Source organism: Candidatus Planktophila sp. (genome assembly GCF_046070465.1).
Lineage (GTDB): Bacteria > Actinomycetota > Actinomycetes > Nanopelagicales > Nanopelagicaceae > Planktophila.
This window is the reverse complement of sequence record NZ_JBJTMK010000085.1, coordinates 1-9561: the sequence shown is the minus strand read 5'-3', so window position 1 is coordinate 9561 and position 9561 is coordinate 1. Positions and strand designations below refer to the sequence as shown.

The window sequence follows — 9561 nt, the reverse complement described above, 5'->3', positions numbered from 1 at the left end:
CATTGCCTATCAGGCTCGTCAATTTAATGGCACACCGGTAGGCGTCTTTACTCACCGCATCATCGGTGGCAATGCGTTGGATGGTTGGTTGATGAAGGGTGATAACAACCCTTCTCCCGATATTCAAAAGCCAAAGGGTGCAGATGTTTTAGGAACAGTGATTTTGACGATTCCAAAGCTGGGACTCCTCTTTAATCGCAGGCTTCTCTTTACTTTGATTCCCCTCCTTGTGGGGCTTTGGTTCGTGATTGATACTTTGAAGGGAGGCTCACGTGATTAAGAAGCTCATGACTCTTCTCCTCGCCTCACTCTTCATCGCCGGCCCAGCAAGCGCTGCCACCACGGTAAACGTGCCCTTCCTTACTTGGGAGAATGGCAAGACCCAATCGATTGTCTTGGGTGGTCCTGGTAGCAATGGCACCTGGAAGATGCAGCTAGAAGGCGGCGACATCACTCCACTCGTCTTCCAGCAGAGCGCCAAAAGTTCAAATGGTAGTTACAGCTACATCCTCAATATTCCGAAGAGCCTCACGCCTGGGGGATATGTTATCCAGGCAGTTGAGGCAGATGGAACGAAGACCGTTGTTGCCGGCGTGCAGATTAAGGCGCGCGAGACCTATCGCATCGCTGAAATTCCAACCGATTTGCGATTGCTGGCACTGATCTTTGCCGGCATCACCGCGATCTTCACCGCCGTGCGCAGTCGCCGCTATCGCCAATTGAGTTTTGGCCGCCGTCAGGTCGAATCGAATTCATTTATCTACAAGTTCCGAAATACGCGCTTGGCATCTGAGGGCAATTCACTTTCGCGTTATGTCGCGCTTCATTCAGGTGAGCAGCTTCACCGACTATCACCAACGGTATGGTCGATTTTGCCGTGGTTAGCCATTCCGCTTGGAATCTTTACTGCTCTAAAAATTCAAATCGATGCAGCTATTCCTAACGGTCCAGTTGCACTCTTTATGATCTGTGCGGCGATTGGCGCACTCGATGCAACCACAGGAATTGTGCTTGCACTCTCACTCGGCTTCATGCATGTAGGACTAGGCAATGTAACCAATGTTCGAAGTTTGCTAGTTGCGGTGACATTTTCCTTAGCATGGTACTTCCCGGCGATGATTGCATCTCTGGTAAAGCTCACCATCGGCAATGATTTTAAGAGGCTCTCCGAGAGCGCTTCGCGCTTGCTTGCCTCTCTTCTTGCAGCACTGGTCGGTGGAGTATCGGTTGTGATGGCAATAATTCTTACTGATTCACTGGTCATCAATCGTCAGGCTTCAGATACCTTGCGCTGGCCAATGGCTGCACTCGTTGCAGCTGTTATCTTTGCTAAGTTTCTTGTTGCCGAATCCATCTCCAGCGATTCAGTTGCTGATGAGAAACTCACTATGGCGCGCGTGGTCTCACCAGGTCTTGCCACAACCTTATTCTTAGGTACTTTGCTATTGGTCTATGTCTGGACCAATCAGATGAGTGCAACCTTCTTGGCAGCCATAGTTATCTCAGCCCCATATTTCTTGCTCTTTGTCGTCTTCCCAAAATGGGGCCGATTTATCACTGGCCATGCTCCGCGAAACCTGGCAATCGAAGCTGCCATCGTTGTGGCGTGCACCTTCGCGGTTTATTCGCTGATTCAGCTCTTACCGCTCGCTGTCACTAGTAAGTCTCGAGCCTTTATACTTCTCGGACTGGTTCCTGGCTTTATCCACGCGCTTTATTCCGTGGTCATAGCATCGGGAGAACATGCAACACGGCAGAGAGAGATGGAGGATGCGCTATGAAATATCTCAATCGTTCACTAGTCATCTCACTTCTCTTTGTCATGACTGGTATCGGCGTCACTTTCGCAGCCGATTCCAATAGCACTCAGAACTTTCTCCTTGGTGGAAATACTGGTCTCACCAATACCGATATCAATCAAGTATTGACTTTATTGGTAGGTCCAGAGGGCCAGCCAGGAGCAGTTGGAGCTACCGGTGCAACGGGCCCCGCAGGTGCTGATGGAGTTGCAGGTCCTACTGGTCCAGCAGGTCCTGCTGGCGCTAATGGAATTGCTGGCCCTGCTGGTACATCAGTGACGACCGCGCTACTTAATATCGGCGATCCAAACTGCCCAACTGGTGGCGTCGTAGTCACTTCTACCAACGGACAGGCTTATATCTGCAACGGAAAAGTTGGCGCTAATGGCCTCAACGGTGCCAATGGAACTAATGGAACTAATGGCACTAACGGAACTGGTGGCGGTGTAGGTGGCGGATTTGGTGCGGGAACACTCACCGCAGGAACCTGTGATGATTCTGTAGATATTCAACTTAAGCACACCTTTGCGGGCGGAAAGTTTGCAATCAATCAGATTGTTGCCAGCAATATTAAAGCTGCCTGCGCCAATACAACTTTTAGAGTGACCTTTACGATTCGCGGAACAGGCGCACTCTATGGAGATGGCGCCATTGCAAATAAGTATTCTGCTCTCACGCCTAACGATGAAATCACTTGCACAAAGACCCTTACCGGAACCAACTGGACCGGTACTGGAGATGCTCGTCAGTTCTCTATCGAAGCGACAGATGGTTGCGTTGTCACTCGAGGATCAACTGCCCTGACTCTCAGCGAAATCAGTGCACGTGATATCAATGATGCTGTCGGATTTGAGCTTGGCTAATGGCAAAGAAAGAAGAAGCGAAAAGTACGCCTGAAGTCAGCTCTCTGCCCATCAAGCAGGATGAATCACCGCTTGTTATCGACCTCCCAGATGGCCAGAAGCTCGTCGTAGGCCATCTCTCAAATGGCAGCGTTATTGAGGTTGCCACCTGGCGTGGCACTGGTCGCCCGGATTCACGCACATCTCGCTTGATGCTTGGCATGTCATCTGCAGCGGGTGCCGCAGAACAAGCAGCAGCAGAAGCAGAGAAAGAGAAAAGCGCAAAAAATAAAGTTGCTTTCGATTACAAGGCAGTGATTGCAAAAGCTACCGAGCTTCTCAAAGCAAGGGCCGTTTCTAAGAAGAGCAAAGCGGAGCGACCTGTTACAGAAGAAGATGCGGAAGCGCCAAAATTTATCCAGACGGTTTCACCTCAGCCTGCTGTTTCACAAGATGATGATGTCGAAGAATGGCTTAATTCAATCATCGCTAAATCAGAGTCACGCGCTGCAAAGCCCGTGGCAAAGAGTCCAGCTAAGACAAAGAGTTCAACAAAGACAGTAAAGAAGGCGGCACCAAAGAAGACAATTCGTAAAGCAACAACAAAGAGCGCGACAAGGAGTTCACGATAATGGCTCGTTCAAAGACATTTCTGATTGCTGCAGTTGCACTCGTTCTTCTCTATGTGTTGGGATTCCGCATCGAGCATCCACACTCTGGATTTAAGACCGCTGTGGGATCTGCAGCATCATCAATCGTCGTGACACAGAAAGCTGATGCTTATGGAGTTGGCGAAAAAGTTGTAGCAACTTCCCAGAGCAAAGAACTCTCACCAATTTTGGGACAGGTAACATCAGTTGCAGGTACTACTTACGCGGTCACCAACGGCACATTCCTAGAATCCGTTGAAGGAAATAACATCAACGGAAAAATGATTGTTGTGATTCCATTCTTCGGTTACATCCTCAACCTCATCGGTCTATAAGCCGTGTAAATTAGGGAGTATCTAGCCCGGCTGATACTCTTCCACCTGTATCACGCGTGAAAAAGCTTATTTGGGGCCTTTAGCTCAGTCGGTAGAGCAACGGACTTTTAATCCGTGGGTCGTCGGTTCGAGCCCGACAGGGCCCACCAGCACCGTCAAGTGATATCACATAGTGGGAAGTTCATCCCATTCCAGGCTCTCAGGTAGTTGAAATTTCAATCATATTCTAGAATGGGTTTTGTAATCCCTCCAACGAAAAGAGAGAAATATGAAGAAGAATCGCCTCTTTGCGGTTGTGGCCTCAGTTGCTGTTGCGACAGCATCCTTAGCCGCTGTCGCACCATCGGCATCTGCAGCGTGTTCTGGCAAGCTCAAAATTGCCTACCAGGGCCCACTTACCGGCGCTGATGCGGCATTGGGAATTAACGCACTCAACGGAGTGAGATTTGCGCTGAAGAAATTCATTGCAGCAAATCCAAAGGTCAACGTGGATCCGAATGTTTATCAGGTAGATGATCAGGGAGATCCAGCAGTAGCAGCTCCAATCGCCCCTAAGGTTGCACAGGAAGATTGCGTTGTTGCCCTCGTAGGTCCATCTTTCTCTGGTGCATCAAAAGTCTCATTGCCGGTCTATCTCGCAGGGGGCCTCTCTGTCATTACACCATCTGCCACTAACCCAACTTTGTATGACTTTGGTAAGTCTATTTTTCACCGCGCCGTTCTGACCGATGATTATCAAGGTCCAGCGTTAGCGCGTTTGGTTGTTACGCAAGTAAAGAATGCCAAGGTATTTGTCGTAAACGACTCATCCGATTACTCAGTTGGACTATCTAAGACTGCAATCTTTACCTTGGCTGGAAAAGTGGTTGGTAAAGATACGACTCCTGCCGGAACTACTGACTTCTCACCAGTAATCGCCAAGGTTAAGAAATCTGGTGCAAATGCCATCGTGTACACCGGTTACTTCTCGCAAGCTGCGGTATTTGTGAAGCAGCTCCGTGACTCTGGATCAAAGATTGTCTTCGCTGCAGGCGACGGAGTTCTTGATAATCAGTTCGTCAAGCTAGCTCGTAAATCAGCTGAAGGTGTAATCCTTTCAGCGCCGGCAGTCCCAATGGAGACCGCATCGCCAAAGCTTGCAGCTGAAATGGTAAAGCTTGGTTGGGCTCCTGGCGTTTACACCACTGAGTCATACGATGCTGCTAACTTCTTCCTAGAAGCCATCAAGGCCGGCAATAAAGACCGAGCATCAATCAACAAGTACATCTCCACTAAGTCATCTAAGGGTCTCTCTAAGACACTTAAGTTCGACTCAACTGGTGAAGTATCTGGAGTAGATGTCAATGGCTTTGTAGTCAAGAACGGCAAGATTGTTCTGCTAGGGCCTATCAAGTAATTAACTGAACGGGACAGTCGAGAGCGGGTGGGAGTTCCCACCCGCTCTTTGCTTTCTATTTTCCACGCAGTGATAGAACTCCTCATCCGTGGGTCGTCGGTTCGAGCCTGACAGGGCCCACTCCTCACGATTGTCTGTATCACTCGGCGATTGAAGCCTCAAGAGTTATATAACCGTTATTTCACTCCATGCGTAGACTCACTTTCTATTTCTAAACGGTGTCAGTAGTGTTCCCACAAATCAGCTCTTAGGTCACCTTTGTTTGCGTGCCCTAAGACATTATGAAAGGTAATTCATAGATGAAGAAGACCGTAAAGGTTGCCCTCGTTGCGCTTGCAGCATCAGCTGTAGCGATGACAGGCGTTTCAGCTTCACAGGCTGCAACAAGCAAGCGTGCTTGCGTAATTCTCCCTGACTCAGATTCAGGAACACGTTGGGAGCCAGGTGATCGCCCGGCACTCGAAGCAATCTTGAAGAAGGCTGGATTCGAAACTGATATTCAGAACGCACAGAAGGACACAGCAAAGTTTGCAACAATTGCAGATCAGCAGCTCGCTAAGGGTTGTGGCGTCATGATTCTTGTTGACTACCAGGGTGCTGGTGCAGCAGTTGCAACTAAGGCAAAGGCACAGGGCATCGCTGTTATTGCATACGATCGTCCAATCGCTGGCGCTTCATACTACGTTTCATTCGATAACACGACTGTTGGAGCATTCCAAGGTCAGACAATCGTTGACGGCCTCAAGGCTGCAAAGAAGGACATCAAGACCGCAAGCATCATTTACTCATCTGGAGATCCTGCTGACGGAAACGCAAAGATGTTCCTTGATGGAGCACTTGCTGTTCTTAAGAAGGCTGGCGCTAAGGCTGCTTTCACAATGAAGGGCACATGGGATGGACCAACAGCTGGTACATACTTCGAGCAGGCTTACACAGCTGTCAAGGGTAAGGTCGATGCTGTTCTCGCACCTAACGACAACAACGCAGCTTCAATCATCACAATCCTTAACAAGAACAACCAGAAGGCAGTTATCTCGGGCCAGGATGCATCTGTAGCGGGTCTTCAGAACGTTCTCCTCGGATACCAGACAGCTACTGTTTACAAGCCTTTCAAGGTTGAGGCAAAGGTTGCAGCAGATCTTGCTGTGCAGTTGCTCCAGGGTAAGAAGCCAGTAGCTCCAAAGAAGCTCGCTGATGGAACACCTTTCTTCGCATCAACACCAATTTTGATCAAGCAGGCTAACGTCAAGGATGTTGTTAAGGCAGGGGATGCAAAGGCATCAGATATTTGTACAGCAGCTGTTAAGGCAGCATGTGCAAAGTACGGTGTTAAGTAATACATCTGATTAATCAGAGGTAGAACTTAGTAAAGGAACCTAGTGTCGAAAGGCGCTAGGTTCCTTTCTAGGTTCTTATAGGCCTATTAACTAGATTGCGACCAATAGATTTTAGTAAGAATAATTTTTCAGAAATGAGCTACACGTGACCAATTCCGTACCCGTCATTGAATTAACAGGAATTCGAAAGAGCTTCGGCCCTGTCGATGTTCTTAAAGGCATTGATTTCTCTGCTTACGCTGGCCAAGTAACTGCTCTGGTTGGCGATAACGGTGCTGGTAAGTCCACGTTGATTAAAGGGCTCTCAGGAGTACAGCCTTTTGATGAAGGCTATGTTCGCTTTGCAGGTTCTCCCGTTGAGATTAGTTCTCCGGTAGCTGCAGGCTCACTCGGAATTGAAGTTGTGTATCAAGATCTCGCACTCTGCGAAAACCTTGACATCGTTCAGAATATGTTTCTCGGTAAAGAGGATATGAAGTCAGGAACACTCAACGAACCAGAGATGGAGCTCCGAGCGACAAAGGCACTCCAAAGTCTGTCAGTAAAGACAGTTAAGTCTGTGCGCCAGAAAGTTTCCTCGCTCTCAGGTGGACAGCGCCAAACAGTTGCAATCGCACGCTCTGTCCTTCGTGAGGCAAAACTCGTAATTCTCGATGAACCAACTGCTGCGCTCGGTGTCGCTCAGACTGAGCAGGTGCTAAACCTTGTAAAGCGCCTTGCGGAACAAGGTGTAGCGGTCATCATCATCAGCCACAATCTCGGCGATGTATTTAAAATTGCACACCAAATTTCAGTTCTCTACTTAGGCAAGATGGTTGCAAACCTCAATGCTAAAGAGACTAATTACGATGAAGTCGTTGCCTATATCACTGGCGCTAAGACACAAGAAGGAGCTCTCTAATGTCACAGCTCGTAGATTCACTTGCTAGCGGCCACGAAGGCACAGTTAAGGATCAATTCACGGCTTATATTCGCCGCCTCAAGGGTGGTGAAATGGGATCCGTCCCAGCGATCTTCGCAATTTTAGTTCTTACAGTTATGTTTCAAATTGCTAGCCCGTTCTTTGTTACTAAACTGAATTTTGCAAATCTATTTGTTCAATCAGCTGAGCTCACCATGTTGGCAGCTGCACTCGTCTTTGTGATTTTGCTTGCTGAAATCGATTTGGCAGCTGGCGTTACTGCAGGTGTTGCCATGGCCGTCTATATTCAATTGGTAAAAGTCCAAGGCTGGGGACTCATTCCGGCGATGATTGCAGCATTCGCAGTCGGACTTGTTATCGGATTCATTATTGGTTTTATGGTCGCCAAAATCGGCGTCCCTTCATTCGTCGTGACTCTCGCATTTTTCTTGGGCTTCCAAGGCATGCAGCTCGTACTTCTTGGAGAAGGCGGCGTCTATCGTGTTGAAGATACTAAAGTACTTGCAATCATGAACCAGAATCTGCCTCAGTGGGGTGGATGGGCCATGATTATTATTTCGCTTGGGCTCTCCTACCTCATTTCGATGTTTGATCGACGTCGCAGATCAGTGCTTGGCCTCGTAAATAAGCCAATATCAATCGTGTTTATGAAACTCTCGAGTCTCGGTCTTATTGGTGCTGTTTCAGTATTTTTCCTCAATCAGAATAGAAGCCAAGGCTCGATACCAATTCTTGGTGTTCCAATCGTTGTTCCAATCACCATCGCCATTTTATTTATCGGAACATTTGTTCTCGATCGCACTCGATTTGGTCGTCACCTTTATGCTGTCGGAGGCAACCCAGAGGCAGCTCGTCGCGCAGGAATTAATGTTGTAAGAATTCGCATTGCTGCCTTTGTGATTTGCGCGTTTTTCGCAGTAATTTCAGGGGTTTTCCACGCAAGTCGAATCGGCTCTGTTGATGGATCTGCTGGGCGAACAATTGTTCTCTCAGGCGTTGCAGCAGCTGTTGTGGGCGGAGTTAGCCTCTTTGGTGGTCGAGGTCGTCTTGCGCATGCTGCAATCGGAGCTGTAGTTATTTCAATGATTGATAACGGCTTAGGCCTATTGCAAATGGCATCGGGTATTAACTATCTGGTACAAGGTGGAGTCCTTCTCCTGGCTGCAACCATCGATGCACTTGCGCGTCGTCGAGGCGGAGTGGTGAGCCGCTAAATGCATTCTGCGATGGAAAGTTTTCAGAGACAGACGACTGAACTTCTCGATGTACTTGCCCTGTTCCCCGAGCGATCACGGCAGATCGCACCAGAAGGCGAATGGTCTGCCGCGTACATCATCCATCACCTGGCCGATGGCGAACTTCATTTCGCCTCTCGCTATCTCCACACACTCGGCAGTGATAACCCGCGATTGGTCTACTTTGAGGAAGAGCGTTATCCCACCGCTCTGCACTATGAGAAGCGCTCGATAGCCAAATCCCTCGCTGCGATCGCAGGTTTGCGTGCTGTAGTTGTAGATGTGCTTACCCTCGTCGAAGATGAGGCTTGGGAGCGGATAACGACTGGTGACGATGGCCAAGAATTTACTTTGGCAGCGATGGTCGAGAAGGCGCACGAGCACATGAAGGCCCATATCGAGCAGTTACGCTCACTCCACGCTCAACTCTAGGCGCTGACCAGCCAGCGACCAGTCGCATTTTGACTGGTCAAAACTGGTTATCACAGCGCATAAAAAGGGGGCATTCCCTACGGTATCCATGTCAGAGCAATCTGAGAGGGTCCTAGATATGAATGAGATTCGCACCTTTATCGAGTGGTTGAGTTATCACCCAACACCCGATGAGATTTCACGAGCATTAGTGCTCGATCACCTTGCATCTCTTAGCGCATGCTGTGCCCGCATCAGTTTACTCAACGCTGATGACTCTCTGACCTTCGCTGGCGAATATGGGTTCGACGATGGCCGTAAGGGGAAAACATTTACAAGCGCCGAATGGCGTTCGTGGGACCGCGATGCGGCAGATATTGCATTAGGTCGCAATCCAAATAACTGGTCCGACGATCAAAAATTACTCATGTTCCAGCTTCGCCACCGTGGTGCAATTCAAGGACACCTCGTTGTCCGATTCTCGAAACCAGTTGCTGATACTGCACGAGTAGAAGAGATTGTTCTGGATTATGCAGTGCCATTGTCTCTTTATCTCTCGCTCAGCCATGAAGGTCGACGCATTCCTGCTAGCTCTTCATCACGCGATGACACAGGTGCAGAACAGCTGACTGCA

Annotated in this window: 11 protein-coding genes and 1 tRNA gene; all 12 read left to right on the top strand. The window is 48.9% G+C overall.

Going from position 1 to position 9561, the window contains the following annotated elements:
* Positions 1 to 280: S24/S26 family peptidase (locus ACKOVI_RS03855; protein ID WP_509602713.1), on the top strand; the 280-nt coding region annotated here is incomplete at its 5' end.
* The gene (locus ACKOVI_RS03850) at positions 273 to 1781 is read left to right on the top strand and encodes a hypothetical protein (RefSeq protein WP_509602712.1); all 1509 of its coding nucleotides are present in this window, start codon (positions 273 to 275) and stop codon (positions 1779 to 1781) included. The genes ACKOVI_RS03855 and ACKOVI_RS03850, both read left to right, overlap by 8 nt.
* On the top strand, positions 1778 to 2662 hold the full coding sequence (locus tag ACKOVI_RS03845; RefSeq protein ID WP_509602711.1) for a collagen-like triple helix repeat-containing protein: 885 nt from the start codon (positions 1778 to 1780) through the stop codon (positions 2660 to 2662). The genes ACKOVI_RS03850 and ACKOVI_RS03845 overlap by 4 nt, the downstream gene beginning before the upstream one ends.
* Positions 2662 to 3273, top strand: coding sequence for a hypothetical protein (locus ACKOVI_RS03840; protein ID WP_509602710.1), 612 nt, complete (start codon positions 2662 to 2664; stop codon positions 3271 to 3273). Before ACKOVI_RS03845 ends, ACKOVI_RS03840 begins: the two co-directional genes overlap by 1 nt.
* The gene (locus tag ACKOVI_RS03835) at positions 3273 to 3626 is read left to right on the top strand and encodes a hypothetical protein (RefSeq protein WP_509602709.1); all 354 of its coding nucleotides are present in this window, start codon (positions 3273 to 3275) and stop codon (positions 3624 to 3626) included. Before ACKOVI_RS03840 ends, ACKOVI_RS03835 begins: the two co-directional genes overlap by 1 nt.
* Positions 3627 to 3699: 73 nt before the next feature.
* Positions 3700 to 3775: transfer RNA gene (locus ACKOVI_RS03830), tRNA-Lys, on the top strand.
* 119 nt (positions 3776 to 3894) lie between these two features.
* The gene (locus ACKOVI_RS03825) at positions 3895 to 5022 is read left to right on the top strand and encodes a branched-chain amino acid ABC transporter substrate-binding protein (protein ID WP_509602708.1); all 1128 of its coding nucleotides are present in this window, start codon (positions 3895 to 3897) and stop codon (positions 5020 to 5022) included.
* Between the two features lie 299 nt (positions 5023 to 5321).
* On the top strand, positions 5322 to 6359 hold the full coding sequence (locus ACKOVI_RS03820; RefSeq protein ID WP_509602707.1) for a sugar ABC transporter substrate-binding protein: 1038 nt from the start codon (positions 5322 to 5324) through the stop codon (positions 6357 to 6359).
* Between the two features lie 145 nt (positions 6360 to 6504).
* Positions 6505 to 7260, top strand: coding sequence for an ATP-binding cassette domain-containing protein (locus ACKOVI_RS03815; protein WP_509602706.1), 756 nt, complete (start codon positions 6505 to 6507; stop codon positions 7258 to 7260).
* Positions 7260 to 8495 carry a sugar ABC transporter permease gene (locus ACKOVI_RS03810; protein WP_509602705.1) on the top strand — a complete coding sequence of 412 codons (1236 nt, stop codon included), beginning with the start codon at positions 7260 to 7262 and terminating at the stop codon, positions 8493 to 8495. The genes ACKOVI_RS03815 and ACKOVI_RS03810 overlap by 1 nt, the downstream gene beginning before the upstream one ends.
* On the top strand, positions 8496 to 8948 hold the full coding sequence (locus ACKOVI_RS03805) for a DinB family protein (protein ID WP_509602704.1): 453 nt from the start codon (positions 8496 to 8498) through the stop codon (positions 8946 to 8948).
* A gap of 118 nt (positions 8949 to 9066) precedes the next feature.
* The coding region (locus ACKOVI_RS03800) for a hypothetical protein (RefSeq protein ID WP_509602703.1) at positions 9067 to 9561 on the top strand (495 nt) is incomplete at its 3' end.

Excerpts from the sequence above, each read along its gene's own strand:
- ACKOVI_RS03845 (WP_509602711.1), top strand. The coding sequence starts at position 1,778 with ATGAAATATCTCAATCGTTCACTAGTCATCTCACTTCTCTTTGTCATG.
- ACKOVI_RS03840 (WP_509602710.1), top strand. The coding sequence starts at position 2,662 with ATGGCAAAGAAAGAAGAAGCGAAAAGTACGCCTGAAGTCAGCTCTCTG.
- ACKOVI_RS03835 (WP_509602709.1), top strand. The coding sequence starts at position 3,273 with ATGGCTCGTTCAAAGACATTTCTGATTGCTGCAGTTGCACTCGTTCTT.
- ACKOVI_RS03825 (WP_509602708.1), top strand. The coding sequence starts at position 3,895 with ATGAAGAAGAATCGCCTCTTTGCGGTTGTGGCCTCAGTTGCTGTTGCG.
- ACKOVI_RS03820 (WP_509602707.1), top strand. The coding sequence starts at position 5,322 with ATGAAGAAGACCGTAAAGGTTGCCCTCGTTGCGCTTGCAGCATCAGCT.
- ACKOVI_RS03810 (WP_509602705.1), top strand. The coding sequence starts at position 7,260 with ATGTCACAGCTCGTAGATTCACTTGCTAGCGGCCACGAAGGCACAGTT.
- ACKOVI_RS03805 (WP_509602704.1), top strand. The coding sequence starts at position 8,496 with ATGCATTCTGCGATGGAAAGTTTTCAGAGACAGACGACTGAACTTCTC.